Here is a 17,115-nt window from a genome sequence, read left to right as displayed (position 1 = left end):
CGCCGGCCCGGCCCGTGACGGGGGGTTCCAGGGGGCGCTACCCCTGGGAAGGCGCAGTCACGAAGTCGATGAGTTCTTCCACGCGGCCGAGGAGGACGGGTTCCAGGTCGGTGTAGGTGCTGACGGAGCCGAGGATGCGTTTCCAGGCGGCGCCCGTGTCGTCGCCCCAGCCGAGTTCGGCGATCACGCCCTCCTTCCAGGGGACGCCGCGGGGGATGCGGGGCCAGGCGCGGATGCCGACGGCCGCGGGCTTGACGGCCTCCCAGATGTCGATGAACGGGTGGCCGGCGACGAGGACGTGCGGGGAGGCGACCCGGGCGGCGATCCTCGACTCCTTGGACCCCTCGACGAGATGGTCGACCAGGACGCCGAGCCGCCGTTCCTCCTCGGGGGCGAACTCCTCGACGATGGCGGGCAGGTCGTCCACGCCTTCGAGGTACTCGACGACGACGCCCTCGACGCGCAGGTCGTGGCCCCAGATCTTCTCGACCAGCTCGGCGTCGTGGAGGCCCTCCACGTAGATGCGGCTCTCCTTGGCGACCTGCGCCCGCAGCCCCTGGACGGCGATCGAGCCCGAGGCGGACCGCGCGGGGCCCGCGGGCGCGGCGGCCGGCCGGACGAGGGTGACCGGCCTGCCGTCGATGAGGAACCCGGACTTGGTCAGCGGGAACACGCGGTGCCTGCCGAACCGGTCCTCCAGGGTGACGCCGAACTTGTCGCAGCCGACCACGGCGCCGCAGAAACCGCTGTCGGGATCCTCGGCGACCAGGCCCGGCTCGGCGGGCACCTCGGGGATCCGGCCCTTGCGGGGCCTGCGCCAGTCGCCGGCCAGTACGTCGTTTCCGTAGTTCTTACTCCGCACAGATCCGCACATTAACCGGGCCGGGCGCCCGGACGGCGCCGCCCCGCGTTCCTCGGCGTGGCGCGGGTTTCCCGGCCGGATAGGATCGCGCAGCCATGCGGAGAGTGCGGGGGCGCTCCAGCCGAGCCTTCCGGGCCGTAGACTTGGCACTCGAAAGCAAGGAGTGCCAGTAGCACGGACCGGCCGGACGAAGGAGGTGACACCGTGCTGGACGACCGGAAGCTCGCGGTCCTGCGCGCCATCGTCGAGGACTACGTCTCCACCAACGAGCCGGTGGGCTCCAAGGCGCTGGCCGACCGGCACAACCTCGGGGTCTCGCCCGCGACCATCCGCAACGACATGGCGGTGCTGGAGGAGCAGGGCTACATCGCCCAGCCCCACACCAGCGCGGGACGCGTCCCTACCGACAAGGGCTACCGGCTGTTCGTCGACCGGCTGTCCACGATCAAGCCGCTGTCGGTCGCCGAGCGCCGCGCCATCGAGACGTTCCTGTCCGGGGCCTACGACCTCGACGACGTCGTCGGCCGGACGGTGCGGCTGCTCGCGCAGCTGACCCGGCAGGTCGCGGTGGTGCAGTACCCGTCGCTGACCCGTTCGGCGGTGCGGCACGTGGAGCTGGTGCCGGTGGCGGAGGGGCGGCTGCTGCTCGTCCTGATCACCAACACCGGCCGGGTGGAGCAGCGCGTCATCGAGACCGGGCAGATCTCCGAGGAATCGATCGGCCATCTGCGGGCGTTGCTCAACACGTGCCTGGACGGGCTCGGCCTCGGGGAGGTCCCGGCGGCCGTGGCGGACCTGCCCGACAGGGTGGGCCCGGACGAGCGGCCGGTCGCGGCGGCGGTGCTGTCGGTGCTGCTGGAGACGCTCGTCGAGAAGCACGAGGAGAAGATCGTCTTCGCCGGGGCGGCCAACCTCGCCGCCGTGGACTTCTCGCAGAGCCTGCGGGAGGTGCTGGTGGCGCTGGAGGAGCAGGTGATCCTCATGCGGCTGCTCGGCGAGACCGGCGACTCCTCTACAGTTACGGTGCGGATCGGCACCGAGAACCCCGACCTGGGGCTCAAGTCGACCTCGGTCGTCGCCGCCGACTACGGGGTGGGCGACCTCACTCTGGCCCGGCTGGGAGTGCTCGGGCCGACACGCATGGATTACCCCAGCACGATGGGAGCGGTACGGGCAGTGGCACGCTACGTGGGACAGATCCTGGCGGGGTCGTAAGTGGCGAACGACTACTACGCGACCCTGGGCGTCCGGCGGGACGCCAGCGCCGACGAGGTCAAGAAGGCCTACCGCCGGCTCGCGCGGGAACTCCACCCGGACGTCAACCCGGATCCGGAGACCCAGGAGCGGTTCAAGGAGATCACCCAGGCCTACGAGGTGCTCTCCGACCCCAAGAAGCGCGAGATGTACGACCTCGGCGCGGACCCGTTCGCGTCCGCGGGCGGGGCGGGCGCCGGCGGGTTCGGCGGCGCCGGGTTCCCGTTCAGCGACATCATGGACGCCTTCTTCGGCACGTCGACGGCGCGGGGCCCCCGGTCGCGCGCCCGGCGCGGCCGCAACGCGACGCTGCGGGTCGAGCTCGACCTCGCCGAGACCGCGTTCGGCACCACCCGGGAGCTGTCCATCGACACGGCGGTCGCCTGCGCGACCTGCGAGGGCTCGGGCTGCGCGCCCGGCACCCACCCGGACACGTGTGAGACGTGCCACGGCCGCGGCGAGGTGCAGCAGGTCCAGCGCTCGTTCCTCGGCCAGGTCATGACGGCGCGACCGTGCCCGGCGTGCGGCGGCTTCGGCTCGGTGATCCGCAACCCGTGCACCGAGTGCTCCGGCGACGGCCGGGTCCGCACCCGGCGCACCGTCAAGGTCAAGATCCCGGCCGGCGTGGAGAACGGCATCCACATCCAGCTCGCCGGCGAGGGCGAGGTCGGTCCGGGCGGCGGCCCGCCCGGCGACCTGTTCCTGGAGATCGTGGAGAAGCCGCACCCGATCTTCGAGCGGGAGGGCGACGACCTGCACTGCACGGTCGAGATCCCGATGACGGCGGCGGCGCTCGGGACCAGCGTCACCATCGAGACGCTGGACGCCGCCGAGAGCGTCGACATCAAGCCCGGCACGCAGTCGGGGCAGGTGATCACGCTCTACAACCGGGGCGTCCGGCACCTCAACGAGAGCGGTCGCGGCGACCTGATGATCCACGTCAACGTGGAGACGCCGAACCGGCTCGACGAGGAGCAGGAGGAGCTGCTGCGGCGGCTCTCGGTGCTGCGCGGCGAGGAGCGCCCGCCCGGCAGGTTCGCCCCGGGGCAGCGCGGCGTGTTCTCCCGTCTCAAGGACGTCTTCAACCAGCACTGAAGCGCGGTGGCGGCGGCCTACCAGGAGGGCCGCCGCGGCGAATGAGGAGCAGGTGGCAGCGATGAGCGGCGTCGGTTCGGCCGCACTTGGGCGGCTCGGGTGAGCCCGCCGGTCTTTCTCGCCGGGACGGGCGCGCTGGAGCGCGACCGCGTCCTGCTGGACGGGCCGGAGGGCCGGCACGCGGCGGCCGTGCGGCGGCTGCGGCAGGGGGAGCGGGTCGACCTGACCGACGGCGAGGGCCTGCTGGCCGAGTGCGTCGTCGCCGAGGCCGACCGGGCGTCCCTGACGCTGGACGTGCTGGCCCGGCACCGGCAGCCCCCTCCCGCGCCCCGGCTCGTGGTCGTCCAGGCCCTCCCGAAGGGCGACCGGGGCGAGCTCGCGGTCGAGACCATGACCGAGGTCGGCGTGGACGGGATCGTCCCGTGGTCGGCGTCCCGCTGCGTCACCCGCTGGCGCCCGGAGCGCCGCGACAAGGCCCTCGGCCGCTGGCGCGCGACCGCCCGCGAGGCGGGCAAGCAGGCGCGGCGCAGCCGGCTGCCCGAGGTGGCGGACCTGGAGACCACCGAGGACGTCGCCGAGCGGATCGCCGGCGCGTCCCTGGCCCTGGTCCTGCACGAGGAGGCCGAGGCGCCGCTGAGCGCCGTGGAGCCGCCCGCGCGGGGCGACATCGTCCTCGTGGTCGGCCCCGAGGGCGGGATCAGCGAGGACGAGCTGGAACGCTTCGCCGTCGCGGGCGGGCGGCCCGCGCGGCTCGGCCCGACCGTCCTGCGCACCTCGACGGCGGGCGTCGCGGCGGCCAGCGTGCTGCTGGCCGCCACCGGCCGCTGGTAGCGCCGGGGCCCGGCCGGCGCCGGTCACGGCGTGCTGGCGGCGCCCTGCTCGGTGGTCTTCGCGGGCTCGCTCGTCTCCGTCGGCGTCGGCTGCTCGGTCGGCTTGGTCGGCGGCTCGGGCGTCGTCGAGGTGGGCGGCGCCGGCGTGGTGGGCGGCGCGTGCGTCGGGGTCTCGCTCGGGCACGGCGTGGTCGGCGGCGCCGACGTGGCGGTCGCGCCCGCCGCGGAGGCCCCCGGCGAGGGGATGCGGCACGACGACAGCCCCGGCGAGGAACTGGTGCTCGGCGTCTCCGAGGTGCTCGGCTCGCCGGACGTGCTGCCGCCCGGCGACGACGGGACCGGGAACTGGGGGTCGATCCCCGGGCCGGTGCGGTCGCCGGCGTTGTCGTCGCCCCCGTCGCCCGACTGGCTGCTGTTGCCGACCGACTGCTGGATCAGGTCGATCGTCTGCGGCGCCGTCACGCCCAGCCCGGCGATCAGCACGGCGGCGGCCACGGCGAGGAGGGGGCGCGCCCAGTTCACGGTGAAGCGGTCGAACCCGAAGCGCGCCGGGCCGAGGCGTCCGAGGCCGAACCGGCGGCGCCGGCCGTCGGCGACGCGGGCCCGGATGCGCTCCAGGCCGTCGCCCGCGGGGTTGACCGAGTCCGCCTCCGCGTGCAGGGCGCGGCGGAGGATCTCGCCGTGCTCGTCGTGGGGGTCGGTGGTCATGAGAACTGCTCCAGGACGTTGCGTAGCGCGGTCATGCCGCGCGCCGTATGACTCTTCACGGCGCCGCGGGAGATGCCCATCGCGCTAGCGATCTCCGCTTCGGACAGATCGGCGTAGTAGCGAAGGACGAGCGCCTCCCGCTGGCGGGCGGGGAGCCGGGACAGCGCGTCGATCACCGCCGAGCGTTCCAGCTCCCCGATGGCCCCGGCTTCCGCGCTCGGCGCGTCGGGCAGGCCCTTGGGGGCGTACTTCTCGACGACGGCGCGGTGCCGGAGCACCGATCGCGACCGGTTGACCACCGACTGGCGCAGGTACGACAGGGCCTTGTCCGGGTCGCGCAGGCGGCGCCAGCCGCCGTGCATCGCGACGAACGCGTCCTGCACGACCTCCTCGGCCGTCCCCGCGTCCCGGACGAGCATCGCCGCCAGGCGCACCAGCGAACGGTAGTTGGCGCTGTAGAGGGCGGTCACCGCCTGATCGGCGTCCCAGGCGGCGGCCACCGCGCCCGCCGCGCCCCTGGCCACGAGGGTCTCGGTCACGTCAGTTGGACGCGCACCCTCGTCGCTCGGTTTACGAAAGGGCATGTCCTGGTTTGCCTCGGTCACCTATCCGCCGCCTTTGCCGGCCCCCCGCCGCCCATTCGGACGGTCGCGTCCGACCGACGTGATCCGGGCGTTCCCGCCGGGGCGAGATGTGCCGCAACGCCTTGCGAACCAGGGGGTTACGCCTGAGCTGACAACCTTAGCCAGTGACGGGCCGTCGTGCCGACCGCTACGGGGAGTCGATCGATGAAAACCCGTCCGGCGCGGGCGGTCGATCCATGCCGGGGCCGGCCCCGATAGGATCACCGGACGCGCCGGGGACCGCCGCGAGGGGAGACCGATGACCGACTGCCTGTTCTGCAAGATCGTTTCCGGGGACGTGCCCGCCACGATCGTCCGCGAGTCGGCGGGGACGGTGGCGTTCCGCGACATCAACCCGCAGGCGCCGACGCACGTGCTGGTCATCCCGCGGGACCACCACCCGACGGTCGGTGAGCTGGCCGCCTCCGACGCCGAGCTGCTCGCCGAGCTGGTGCGCGAGTCCCACCAGGTCGCCGTCGACGAGGGCATCGACGAGACGGGCTACCGGGTCGTGTTCAACACCGGCTCCCAGGCAGGCCAGACGGTGTTCCACGCCCACGCCCACGTGCTGGGCGGGCGTGGCCTGAACTGGCCGCCCGGCTGAGCCGCGCCGCCGCGCGGGAAAAATGCGGCGGCGGTGTGTCGGGGGTCGCCGGTACGATGGAACCGGTACACCAGGACACCCGGAGCAGACAGAAGGCAGGTCCGAAAGGCCGCAAGGCCCGGCTGATGGTCGATTCAACTCACGCGAGGGCAACCCGCACGGGGCGCGGCGACCGGACAGGCTCGCGCTCCCAGATCAAGATCGTGGTGCCGGACGACCACTCGATGGTGAGCCTGCTGGGCTCCCGGGACGAGTTGCTCCACGCGATCGAGCACGCGTTCGGCGCCGACATCGACATCCACGTCCGCGGCAACGAGATCACCGTGACCGGCCCGCAGGACGAGACCGACCTGGTCTCCCGGCTCTTCACCGAGATGCTCGAACTGCTGAAGGGCGGCACCCAGCTCACCCCCGACGCCGTCGAGCGCAGCCTGGCGATGCTGCGCGGCGAGGGCGGCGCGCGGCCCGCGGAGGTCCTCACCCTGGACGTGCTGTCCAGCCGGGGCCGGACCATCCGCCCGAAGACGCTGAACCAGCGGCGGTACGTCGACGCGATCGACAAGCACACGATCGTGTTCGGCATCGGCCCCGCCGGCACCGGCAAGACGTACCTGGCCATGGCCAAGGCCGTCCGCGCCCTCCAGGACAAGAAGGTCAACCGGATCATCCTGACGCGTCCGGCCGTCGAGGCGGGCGAGCGGCTCGGCTTCCTGCCGGGAACGCTCTACGAGAAGATCGACCCGTACCTGCGCCCGCTGTACGACGCGCTGCACGACATGGTCGACCCCGACTCGATCCCGCGCCTGATGGCCGCCGGCACCATCGAGGTCGCCCCGCTGGCGTACATGCGGGGCAGGACCCTGAACGACTCGTTCATCATCCTGGACGAGGCGCAGAACACCTCGCCCGAGCAGATGAAGATGTTCCTCACCCGGCTCGGGTTCGGGTCGAAGGTCGTGGTGACCGGCGACGTCACCCAGGTCGACCTGCCGAACGGGCAGCTGAGCGGGCTGCGCATCGTGCAGGACATCCTGGACGGCGTCCAGGACATCCACTTCTCCCGGCTGGACAGCCGCGACGTCGTGCGGCACAAGCTCGTGACCGAGATCGTCGACGCCTACAACCGGTTCGACGAGAAGCAGGTCCCGCAGATCAAGCAGGGCGCGGCGCGCGGCGGTCCCCGCAAGCGGGGGCGGCAGTGAGCATCGAGGTGCTGAACGAGTCGGGCGCCGAGGTCGACGAGAGGGCCATCGCCGACCTGTGCCGCCACGTCCTCGACGGGATGCGCGTCCACCCGCTGGCCGAGCTGTCGGTGCTGCTGGTCGACGAGGACGCGATGACCGAGCTGCACGAGAAGTGGATGGACGAGCCGGGCCCGACCGACGTGCTCTCGTTCCCCATGGACGAGCTGCGTCCGGGGCACATGTCCGGCGGCGCGGACGAGGACGGCGAGACCGACCCGGGGCTGCTCGGCGACGTCGTGCTGTGCCCCGCCGTGGCCGAGAAGCAGGCGCGGGAGGCCGGGCACAGCACGGCGGAGGAGCTGGAGCTGCTGTGCACGCACGGCATCCTGCACCTCCTGGGCTACGACCACGCCGAGCCGGAGGAGCACAAGGAGATGTTCGGCCTCCAGGCCGGGCTCCTCACCTCCTGGCGGGAGAAACGCGGCGGTTGATGAGCACGGCGCAGGCGTGGCTGTCCGCCCTGGCGGTGGGCCTGGTCTTCCTTGCCGGCCTGCTGGCCGGCACCGAGACGGCATTGGCCCGGGTGTCGCGCGTCACGGTCGAGGAGGCCGTCCGGGAGGGGCGCCGCGGCGCCAGGCGGCTGGCGGAGGTCGTCGCCGACCCGGCCCGCTACGTCAACATGGTCCTGCTGCTGCGGATCGGCTGCGAACTGGTCGCCACCGTGATCGTCGCCGACCTGTGCATCTCCTGGCTGGACGAGACGTGGCGCGCCTACGTCACCGCCGCCGCCGTCATGATCGTCGTCAGCTACGTGGTGATCGGAGTGGGGCCGCGCACCCTCGGCATCCAGCACGCCGACCGGATCGCGCTGGCGGGCGCCGCCGTGATCCACCCGGTGACGCGGGTGTTCGGGCCGCTGCCCCGGCTGCTGATCCTGCTCGGCAACGCGCTCACGCCCGGCAAGGGGTTCCGGGAGGGCCCGTTCGCCTCCGAGGCGGAGCTGCGCGACCTGGTCGACCTCGCCGAGCAGCGCAGCCTGATCGAGCCGGTCGAGCGGGAGATGATCCACTCGGTGTTCGAGCTGGGCGACACCCTCGTCCGCGAGGTGATGGTGCCGCGCACCGACATCGTGTTCGTCGAGCGCACCAAGACCCTGCGGCAGGCGATGTCGCTGGCGCTGCGCAGCGGCTTCTCCCGCATCCCCGTGGTCGGCGAGAACGAGGACGACGTCGTCGGCATCGCCTACCTGAAGGACGTCGTGCGGCGCAGCCAGGAGCACCGCGAGGGCGAGTCGGTCGAGACGGTCGACTCGGTCATGCGGCCCGCCACCTACGTCCCCGACAGCAAGCCGATCGACGAGCTGCTGCGGGAGATGCAGGCCCGGCAGATCCACGTCGCGATCGTCATCGACGAGTACGGCGGCACCGCCGGCCTGGTCACCATCGAGGACATCCTGGAGGAGATCGTCGGGGAGATCACCGACGAGTACGACGTGGAGACCCCGCCGGTGACCTGGCTCTCCGGCGACGCGGCCCGCGTCACCGCCCGCCTGCCCGTCGAGGACCTCGCCGAGCTGTTCGAGGTGGAGATCGACGCCGAGGAGGTCGAGACGGTCGGCGGCCTGCTCGCCCACGCGCTCGGACGCGTCCCCATCGAGGGCTCCACCGCCGAGGTCGCCACGAACGAGGCCTCCACCGGCGAGCCCGGCCCGGTGCTGTCCCTCAAGGCCGAGACGATCGCCGGGCGCCGCAACCGGGTCGGCACCGTCCTGGTGCGGCGGCTCGGCGCCCCGGCCGCGAACGCCGGAGACCGGGCGGCCTCGGACCACTCCCGCTGAGAGCCCCGGCCGCGGGGCCTGTCAGCCGCGGACGGTGTCGCGGACGACGCCGTCGGGGCCGGCCAGCAGGACCGGGGCCTTGGGGCCGAGGTCGCGGACGGCCGCGACGTCGGCGGGGTCGGCCGCCTCGGCGGCGGTGACGACGGCGGCGGCCTCCAGGTCCTCGGCGCCGCTGGAGACGGCCATCGCGACGGCGACCTTGAGCGCCGAGAGCTTCAGGGACGGCAGGTCCACGCTCGTGGCGGAGTAGGTGCGGCCCGTCTCGTCGCGCACGGCGGCGCCCTCGGCGGCGCCCGTGCGGGCCCGCGCCGACCTGGCCAGGGTGATGATCTTCGCGTCCTCGGCGTTCAGCTCGCTCACGCCCCCAGCGTACGGGCATCGCGGGCGGGCGGGGCGGGCGGCTCGGCGGTCCGCGAGCCGGGGTCGGCGGTCCGCAAGTCGGCGGCAAGTGGACGGCAAGAGGGGCCCGCGAGCCTGGGGGGCGTCGAACAACGCCGTTCTGGGGGAGAAGTGATGTCCCGTCTGCTCTACCGCCTGGGGAGGGCCGCCGCTCTGCGGCCCTGGCGGTTCATCGTGGTGTGGCTGGTGCTCGTCGCCGCGATGGCCGGGCTCTCCGGCGTCGCCGGGGGAGCCCTCCACGACGACTACACGCTGGCCGGGACGGGGTCGCAGCAGGCCACCGACCTGCTGAAGGAGCGGTTCCCCGCGCTGGCGGGGGCCGACGCCCGGGTCGTGGTGCACGCGAAGTCGGGGAGGGTGGACCAGGCGAGGCTGGACGCGGCCGCGGGAGAGCTGCGCAGGCTGCCGCACGTGAGCGGCGTCGACCCGGCGCAGCTCGGCAGGGGCGGCGCGACCGCGCTGATGACCGTCCGGTACTCGGTGCCGGTCACCGACCTCGGGCCCAAGGAGACCCTCGACCTGTTGCGGTCGGCGACGCGGAACCTGGACGCCGCCGGCTACCAGGTGGAGTTCGGCGGGCAGGTCCCCGAGAACGTGACCGCGCCCGGCGGCGTCGCCGAGGCGATCGGGATCGTGGCGGCCCTGGTCATCCTGCTGCTGGCGTTCGGGTCGGTGGTGGCGGCCGGGCTGCCGCTCGCCGTCGCGCTGGCCGGGCTCGGCGTGGGCGTGTCCGGGATCACGCTGGTGGCCGCGGTCACCGACGTCGCCACGACCGCGCCGACGCTCGCCACCATGGTCGGGCTCGGGGTCGGGATCGACTACGCCCTGTTCGTCCTGACCCGCCACCGGGAGGGGCTCGCGGAGGGGCTCGACGTCCCCGAGGCGGTGGGACGCGCCATCGCGACCGCGGGCCTGTCGGTGATCTTCGCGGGGTTCACGGTGCTGCTGGCGCTGTGCGGGCTGGTGCTGTCGCGGATCCCGGTGTTCATGACGATGGGATTCACCACCGGCATCGTCGTCGCGGCGACCGTGATGAGCGCCGTCACGCTGCTGCCGGCCGTGCTCGGCCTCGCCGGCCGCAGGGTGCTGCGCCGCCGCGACCGGGCCGCCGGCGCGGCGATCGCCGTGGAGTCGCCGCGGGTGCGGCGGTGGGCCGTGCACGTCGGGCGGCACCCGTGGCCGTGGCTGCTCGCCGCCGCGGCGCTGATGCTCACCCTCGCCGCCCCGGCGCTCGGCATGCGGACGTGGCCGAGCGACGCCAGCAGCGAGCCCGCGTCCAACACCGTCCGGCAGGCCTACGACCTGGTCGCCGACGGCTTCGGCCCGGGCGCCAACGGCCCGCTGGTCGTCGCGGTCGACCTCACCAGGACCGACGAGGCCGCCCTGCCGGGGCTGCGGGACCGGCTGGAGGCCACGAGGGGCGTCGCGTCCGTCGCGCCGCCGCAGGCCTCCCCGCGCGGCGACGCCGCGGTGATCATGGTCACCCCGGACTACGGGCCGCAGGACGAGCGGGTGACCGGCCTCGTCGACCGGATCCGGGCGGACGTGCTGCCGCCGGACACCGAGGTCACCGGGCTGACGGCGATCTACGTGGACCTGTCCCGGGTGCTGTCGGACCGGCTGTGGCCCGTGATCGGCGTGGTGGTGGCGACGTCGTTCGTCATGCTGATGATCGTGTTCCGGTCGCTGCTGGCGCCGCTGAAGGCCGCGGCGATGAACCTGCTGTCGATCGGCGCCGCGTACGGGGTGCTCACGGCCGTGTTCCAGTGGGGCTGGGGCGCGGAGCTGCTCGGGCTCCCACACAGCGTCCCGGTGTCGTCGTTCATCCTGCTGCTGATGTTCGCCGTCCTGTTCGGCGTCTCCATGGACTACGAGGTCTTCCTGCTCTCGCGGGTCCGGGAGGAATGGCTGCTGCACGGCGACGCGCGCGGCTCGGTGTCCACCGGGCTCGCCGCGACCGGCCGGGTGATCAGCAGCGCCGCGCTGATCATGGTGGCGGTGTTCCTCGGCTTCGCCGCCGACCCCGGCCTGGTGATCAAGCAGATGGGGGTCGGGCTCGCGGTCGCGGTGGCGCTGGACGCGACGGTCGTGCGCCTGGTGCTGGTGCCGGCGACGATGGCGCTGCTCGGGCGGGCGAACTGGTGGCTGCCGGGGCCGCTCGCCCGGGTGCTGCCGACGATCGACCTGCACGGCGGAGCGGCGCCCGCGCCGGCGGCCGAGCGCCGTCCCGAGCCCAGCCGGGCGTAACCGGGGGAGTGATCGCAGACGGGCGACATGTCCCGGTTACGCTGATCGGGACATGTCGCCTGTCGTACGCGTTCTCGGGGCCTTCGGAGCCGAGGTGGCGGGAGCCGCCGCCGACCTCGGCGGTCACCGGCAGCGCTCCGTGCTCGCCCGCCTCGTCGCCGCGCGGGGCCGGATGGTGCCCGCGGACCGGCTCGTCGACGACCTGTGGGCGGGCACGGCCCCGCCGCGCGCCGCCGCCGGCCTCCAGTCCTTCGTGTCCCACCTGCGCCGCGCGCTCGAACCGGACCGCCCGCCCCGCACGCCCGCGCGGGTCCTGGTCACCGAGCCGCCGGGGTACGCGCTCCGGCTTCCGGACGGCGCCGTCGACGCCTGGCGGTTCGACGCGCTGATCGACGAGGCCGCCGAACGGGCGGCGGCCGATCCGCGGGAGGCGCGCCGCCGCGCGGAGGCGGCGCTCGCCGAGTGGCGCGGGCCCGCCTACGCCGAGTTCGGCGACCTGCCGTGGGCCGCGGCCGAGGCCGCCCGCCTGGACGAGCGGCGCCGGCTCGCGGTCGAGCGCCGGGCCGGGGCCATGCTGCGGCTCGCGGCGGCCGCCGAGGCCGTCCCCGACCTGGAGACCCACGCGGCCGCCAACCCGCTGCGCGAGGAGGCGTGGCGGCTGCTGGCCCTCGCGCTCTACCGCGCGGGGCGGCAGGGCGACGCCCTCGCCGCGCTGCGGCGCGCCCGCGCGGCCCTGACCGAGGAGCTCGGCGTCGATCCCGGCCCGGCGCTGCGCCGCCTGGAGAGCGACATCCTGGCGCAGGAGCCCGCGCTCGGGGCGCCGGAACGGCCGGCGCCGTCCCGTCCGGTGCTGCGCCTCGCGCCCGCGCCCCGTCCCGAGGAGGGCCCCGCCTTCGTCGGCCGCGCCCAGGAACTGGCGCGGCTGGAGGAGGCCGCCGAGAGCGCCGCCGCGGGCCGCGGCGGCGTCGTCCTCGTCTGCGGCGACGCCGGGATGGGCAAGACCGCCCTCGCCGAGAGGCTGTCGCGCGACCTGGCCGGACGGGGCTGGACGCGGGCCTGGGGGACCGCGCCGGAGACCCCGGGCGCGCCGGCCGCCTGGCCCTGGGCCGAACTGCTGCACGAGCTGGCGGCCGCCGCCCCGCCCGCCGGCGGCCTCGCCGGACGGCTCGGGCCGCTGCTGGACGACTCCGTCATCGGGCGCGGCGACGCCGACATCGTCACCGGGCGGTTCCGGCTCCACCTGGCCGTCGGCGACTACCTCGCCGAGCTCGCGGAGACGGCGCCGCTCCTGCTCGTCCTGGACGACCTGCACTGGGCCGACGAGGAGACCCTCGCGCTGCTGGTCCGGCTCGCCGGGCGGCTGCGGGACCGCCGCGTGCTGCTGCTGGCCACCTTCCGGCAGACCGAGGTGCCGGGCGGCCTCGCCGCCGCGCTGGCCGCGCTCGCCCGGTACGAGCCCGCGCGGATCGAGCTGGCCGGGCTGTCGCCGGCGGAGGTCGCGGTCCTCGTCCGGGACACCTGCGCCACCGGCCTGGACGACGCGGAGCTGTCCGCGATCGCCGAGCGCACGGGCGGCAACCCGTTCTTCACCCGGGAGACGGCCCGGCTCCTGGACGCCGAGGGGCTGCCCGCCGCCACGCGCCGGGTCCCCGCCGGCGTCGGCGACGTGCTGCGCCGCCGCGTCGCGCGGCTGCCGGGACCGGTCCGGACCGTGCTGCGCGACGCCGCGGTCGTCGGCCGGGACGCCGACCTGCGCGTCCTGACCGACCTGGCCGGGGACGAGGACACGGTGATCGAGGCCGTGGAGGCGGGCCTGGCGGCCGGCCTGGTCGCCGAGCCCGCGCCCGGCCGGATCCGCTTCGCTCACGCCCTCGTCCGCGACACCCTCTACGCGGGCGTGTCCCGGGCCCGCCGCACCCGCGTGCACGGCCGCGTCGCCGCCGCGCTGGAGCGCCACCTCCCGGGCGAGGTCGCCGCGATCGCGCACCACTACCTCGAATCCGGTACGGACCCGGAGAAGGCCGTACGGTATGCGCGGCGCGCCGCCGCGGCCGCCGAGGCCCGGTACGCGCACGGCGCCGCGGCCGACCTGTGGGTCCGCGCCGTCGACACGCTCCGCGCGCAGGGCTCCGAGGGGACCCGCGACCGGCTGGAGGCGGAGGCGGCCGCGATCCGGGCGAGCGCCCTCGCGGGGCAGATCGTCGACGCCCGCGCCCGGCGGATCGCCGCCATCGCCGACGCCCGCGCGCTCGGAGACGTCCGCCTGCTCGCCCGCATCATCGTCGGCTTCGACGTCCCCACGCTGTGGACGAGCCGCGAGTACGGGACCCTCGACCTCGCCGTCGTGGAGGCCACCGACGAGGCGCTGGCCCGCCTCCCCGAGGACGAGCCGGAGTTGCGGGTCAGGCTGCTGACCACGCTGGCGATCGAGTCGGAGGGCGAGCAGCACGACCGGGGCGCCGCGGCCGCCGGGGCGGCGCTGCGCCTCGCCCGCGCGCTGGGCGCGCCGGAGCTGATCGCTCTCGCCCTCAACGGCGCCTACATCAACGCGTACCGGAGTGCGGAAGGGCTCGCCGAGCGGCACCGGTTCGCCTCCGAACTGCTCGACCTGGCCACCGAGCACGACCTCGGCACCTACCGCGTCCTCGCGCACCTGCAACTCCAGCAGACCAGCGTCGCCGCGCTCGACCTGCCCGCCGCGCAAGGGCACCGCGCGGAGGGGCGCCGGCTCGCCGAGCAGTACGGGCTGCCGCTGCTCGCCCGCATCGCGGACTGGTACACGGCCCTGGTGCGCGCGTTCGCCGCCCGCCCGGACGAGGCGGAACGCGCGTTCGCCGAGGTCGGCGGCTCCATCGGCCGGACCCGGATCTGGTTCAGCGAGCGCGGCATGGCGCTCCTCGGCCCGTTCTGCCTGCGGCTCGTCCTGGGGCGGGCCGACGAGGCGATGGACGAGGCGGCCTGGCTGCACGGCCAGTGGGGGCACGTCGCCGCCACCGCCGACATCTACGCCCTCACCCTGGCCGCCGCCGGCCGCACCGCCGAGGCCCGCCGGGTGGTGGCCGACGCAGGCCCCGTCCGGCTCGACTACTTCTTCGACCTGACCATGGCGGTCCGCGGCCTGCGCGCCGTCGCCCTGGGCGACCGCCCCTTGGCCGAGGAGGCCTACACGGCGCTGCTGCCCTATGAGCGCCACTTCTCCGGCGGCGCCACCGCCGTGGCCACGGTCGGCCCGGTCGCGCAGGTCCTCGGCGACCTGGCCCGCTACCTGGAACGCCCGGCCGAGGTGGCCGCCGCCCACTACCGCACGGCCGCCGACGTCGCCGCCCGCCTCGACGCCCCCTTCTGGGGGGAGAAGGCCACCACCTCCCTGGCGGCCCTCGGCACCGCGGCATGACCCCGCCTCCCCTGAGACCCAACTAAACTGACCCCACACCGACCGTCGCGGCTGCGATACCCGCGCGCCCAAAGGCACGCTGAGGGCAAGGCCCGACAAGGAGAGACGTCATAAGCGCACCCGTCCCCAGGGACGCACAGACCCCGGCCACCGCCGCAACCACGCAACGACCTCATGGTCGCGATCGCGTCCGAAGGCAGGTTCGAGCGAAGCGAGAACCTGATCGCGCAGCGAGCCGCAAGGCGAGCCGGAGCGATGCCGGCGATCGCTCGCGTTTCTCGACGATGGAGGGCCGCCAGGCCCGAAGGAGGAGCGAAAGGCCATGAATTCCGGCTTCGCTTGTTTCATTGGGCGGCCCAATGTGGGCAAGTCGACGTTGATGAACGCGCTGGTCGGGACGAAGGTGGCGATCACCAGTAGCCGTCCGCAGACGACGCGGCGGGCCATCCGGGGGATCGTGCACCGGCCCGACGCGCAGCTCGTCGTGGTCGACACGCCCGGCCTGCACAAGCCCCGGACGCTGCTCGGGGAGCGGCTCGACAGCCTCGTGCGGTCCACGCTGACCGAGGTCGACGTGATCGGGTTCTGCGTGCCCGCCGACCAGCCGGTCGGGCCCGGCGACAAGTACATCGCCCGGGAGCTGGCGGGGGTGAGGAAGACGCCCGTGGTCGCGATCGTCACCAAGACCGATCTCGCCGCGCCCGAGCAGGTCGCCGAGCAGCTCCTCGCGGTCGGGCGGCTCGGGGAGTTCGCCGACATCGTGCCGTGCTCGGCCGAGAGCGGCTTCCAGGTCGGCCTCGTCGGCGACCTGCTGATCGGCCACCTGCCGGAGGGGATGCCGCTGTACCCGGAGGGCGACCTCACCGACGAGCCCGAGCAGGTCCTGGTGGGGGAGCTGATCCGGGAGGCGTCGCTGGAGGGGGTGCGGGACGAGCTGCCCCACTCGATCGCCGTCGTCGTGGACGAGATGGCGCCCCGCGAGGGCCGCGACGACCTCGTCGACGTCTACGCGCACCTGTTCGTCGAGCGGTCCAGCCAGAAGGGGATCATCATCGGGCACAAGGGCGCGCGGCTGCGGGAGGTCGGCGCGGCGGCGCGGCGGCAGATCGAGGCGCTGCTCGGCACGAAGGTGTTCCTCGACCTGCGCGTCAGCGTCCTCAAGGACTGGCAGCGCGACCCCAAGCAGCTTCGCAGGCTCGGCTTCTACGACTGACCGGCGTCCTCCGGGTCCTGCCCGCGTGCCCGGGGCGTCCCGTCGGCGTCCTTCTCCAGGGCGTCCCCGGGGGGCGGGGGGTCCTCGTGCGGGGCGTCCTGGCGGCCCCACGCCTGGTCTTCCGACGGCCAGGCGGCGTACTCGCCCGTCGGGTACTGCTGCCCGGCGTACCGCTGCTCCGGCGGGGGGTACTGGGGGTGGTCCTGGTCCGGCTGCCGCTGCGACCTGGAGACCTTGTCGCTGACGGGGCGGGCGAGGCTCAAGCCGACCACGAGCAGGGCCGCGATGACCGCGAGGTACCAGCCGAACCGGACGGTGATCTGGTAGCCGAGGTCCAGGCCGGTCTGGGGCAGGTCGTCGCGGACGTGGCCGAGCCGCAGGACGAAGACGCCGCACACCAGCAGGGCGAGCATGCCGGGCACCGCGGCGAGCGCGCCGATCCGGGCGTCGCGCCCGATCAGGTCCCACGCGGCCAGCGCGATCGCGATCACGGCGAGGACCGGGACGGCGAGGACGAGGTCGTCGGCGTCGATGCCCGCGACGCTGCCGAGGTCGCGGCTCAGCGACCGGCCGAACAGGTCGACGACGACCTCGGCGCGCGCCCACGGCAGGAACGCCGAGACCAGCAGGCCCGACGATGCGGCGATCAGGGCGAGGACCCAGGCGGCGCCGCCTCGCCGGGGGGCGGGGACGGTCTCGGCGGGGACGGTCTCGGCCGGGCCGCCCGGCTGCGGCGGGTACCCGTCGACGGGCGGCAGGAAGGACGGGCGCGGCCGCGCGCGTCCCGCGTCGGGTCCCAGGTCACCGGTCATGAACCCAGCGTAAACGCAGGGCGGGCAATGTCCGGGAGGGCCGCCGCGCCGCC

The 17,115-nt window shown here is 74.5% G+C and carries 15 protein-coding genes; 10 read left to right on the top strand and 5 right to left on the bottom strand.

Annotation, left to right across the window (positions count from 1 at the left end; genetic code table 11):
- Positions 1–37: 37 nt before the first annotated feature.
- Positions 38–862 carry a DUF3097 domain-containing protein gene (locus ACQEU6_RS16270; protein ID WP_499332822.1) on the bottom strand — a complete coding sequence of 275 codons (825 nt, stop codon included), beginning with the start codon at positions 860–862 and terminating at the stop codon, positions 38–40.
- 204 nt (positions 863–1,066) lie between these two features.
- On the opposite strand from ACQEU6_RS16270, the gene hrcA reads away from it, so the two are divergent.
- The 3 genes from hrcA to ACQEU6_RS16255 all read left to right on the top strand — a co-directional run bounded on the left by hrcA (position 1,067) and on the right by ACQEU6_RS16255 (position 4,042).
- The gene (hrcA, locus tag ACQEU6_RS16265) at positions 1,067–2,077 is read left to right on the top strand and encodes a heat-inducible transcriptional repressor HrcA (RefSeq protein WP_499332821.1); all 1,011 of its coding nucleotides are present in this window, start codon (positions 1,067–1,069) and stop codon (positions 2,075–2,077) included.
- The gene (gene dnaJ, locus ACQEU6_RS16260) at positions 2,078–3,211 is read left to right on the top strand and encodes a molecular chaperone DnaJ (protein WP_499332819.1); all 1,134 of its coding nucleotides are present in this window, start codon (positions 2,078–2,080) and stop codon (positions 3,209–3,211) included.
- Positions 3,212–3,310: 99 nt separating this feature from the next.
- Entirely contained in the window at positions 3,311–4,042 is a 732-nt protein-coding gene (locus ACQEU6_RS16255; RefSeq protein ID WP_499332818.1) for a 16S rRNA (uracil(1498)-N(3))-methyltransferase, read from the top strand.
- A 23-nt stretch (positions 4,043–4,065) separates the two neighbouring features.
- Here ACQEU6_RS16255 and ACQEU6_RS16250 read toward each other — a convergent pair whose 3' ends face one another.
- A complete protein-coding gene (locus tag ACQEU6_RS16250) occupies positions 4,066–4,749 on the bottom strand; it encodes a hypothetical protein (protein ID WP_499332817.1) in 684 nt (227 codons plus the stop codon).
- Positions 4,746–5,288 carry a SigE family RNA polymerase sigma factor gene (locus ACQEU6_RS16245; RefSeq protein WP_499332816.1) on the bottom strand — a complete coding sequence of 181 codons (543 nt, stop codon included), beginning with the start codon at positions 5,286–5,288 and terminating at the stop codon, positions 4,746–4,748. The genes ACQEU6_RS16250 and ACQEU6_RS16245 overlap by 4 nt, the downstream gene beginning before the upstream one ends.
- A gap of 343 nt (positions 5,289–5,631) precedes the next feature.
- Between ACQEU6_RS16245 and ACQEU6_RS16240 the strand changes: the two genes are divergently transcribed.
- From ACQEU6_RS16240 to ACQEU6_RS16225, 4 genes are all read left to right on the top strand, one after another.
- Positions 5,632–5,976: a histidine triad nucleotide-binding protein gene (locus ACQEU6_RS16240; protein ID WP_499332813.1), complete on the top strand. Its 345-nt coding sequence runs from the start codon at positions 5,632–5,634 to the stop codon at positions 5,974–5,976.
- Between the two features lie 125 nt (positions 5,977–6,101).
- A complete protein-coding gene (locus tag ACQEU6_RS16235) occupies positions 6,102–7,178 on the top strand; it encodes a PhoH family protein (protein WP_499332811.1) in 1,077 nt (358 codons plus the stop codon).
- The gene (gene ybeY / locus ACQEU6_RS16230) at positions 7,175–7,651 is read left to right on the top strand and encodes an rRNA maturation RNase YbeY (RefSeq protein ID WP_499332809.1); all 477 of its coding nucleotides are present in this window, start codon (positions 7,175–7,177) and stop codon (positions 7,649–7,651) included. Before ACQEU6_RS16235 ends, ybeY begins: the two co-directional genes overlap by 4 nt.
- Positions 7,651–8,997, top strand: coding sequence for a hemolysin family protein (locus tag ACQEU6_RS16225; RefSeq protein WP_499332807.1), 1,347 nt, complete (start codon positions 7,651–7,653; stop codon positions 8,995–8,997). The genes ybeY and ACQEU6_RS16225 overlap by 1 nt, the downstream gene beginning before the upstream one ends.
- Before the next feature lie 21 nt (positions 8,998–9,018).
- On the opposite strand, the gene ACQEU6_RS16220 is transcribed toward ACQEU6_RS16225, so the two are convergent.
- Entirely contained in the window at positions 9,019–9,357 is a 339-nt protein-coding gene (locus ACQEU6_RS16220) for a cytidine deaminase-like protein (protein WP_499332804.1), read from the bottom strand.
- Between the two features lie 153 nt (positions 9,358–9,510).
- On the opposite strand from ACQEU6_RS16220, the gene ACQEU6_RS16215 reads away from it, so the two are divergent.
- The 3 genes from ACQEU6_RS16215 to era all read left to right on the top strand — a co-directional run bounded on the left by ACQEU6_RS16215 (position 9,511) and on the right by era (position 16,250).
- A complete protein-coding gene (locus ACQEU6_RS16215; RefSeq protein ID WP_499332802.1) occupies positions 9,511–11,643 on the top strand; it encodes an MMPL family transporter in 2,133 nt (710 codons plus the stop codon).
- Positions 11,644–11,695: 52 nt separating this feature from the next.
- Positions 11,696–15,037 carry an ATP-binding protein gene (locus tag ACQEU6_RS16210; RefSeq protein WP_499332800.1) on the top strand — a complete coding sequence of 1,114 codons (3,342 nt, stop codon included), beginning with the start codon at positions 11,696–11,698 and terminating at the stop codon, positions 15,035–15,037.
- 322 nt (positions 15,038–15,359) lie between these two features.
- Entirely contained in the window at positions 15,360–16,250 is an 891-nt protein-coding gene (gene era, locus ACQEU6_RS16205; protein WP_499332798.1) for a GTPase Era, read from the top strand.
- Here era and ACQEU6_RS16200 read toward each other — a convergent pair.
- Complete coding sequence (locus ACQEU6_RS16200) at positions 16,241–17,062, bottom strand: hypothetical protein (protein ID WP_499332797.1); 822 nt, start codon at positions 17,060–17,062, stop codon at positions 16,241–16,243. The genes era and ACQEU6_RS16200 overlap by 10 nt on opposite strands.
- Positions 17,063–17,115 lie beyond the last annotated feature (53 nt).

The sequence above is a fragment of the Spirillospora sp. CA-108201 genome, assembly GCF_050936235.1.
Taxonomy (GTDB): Bacteria; Actinomycetota; Actinomycetes; order Streptosporangiales; family Streptosporangiaceae; genus Spirillospora.
This window is presented reverse-complemented; position numbering and strand designations above follow the sequence as displayed.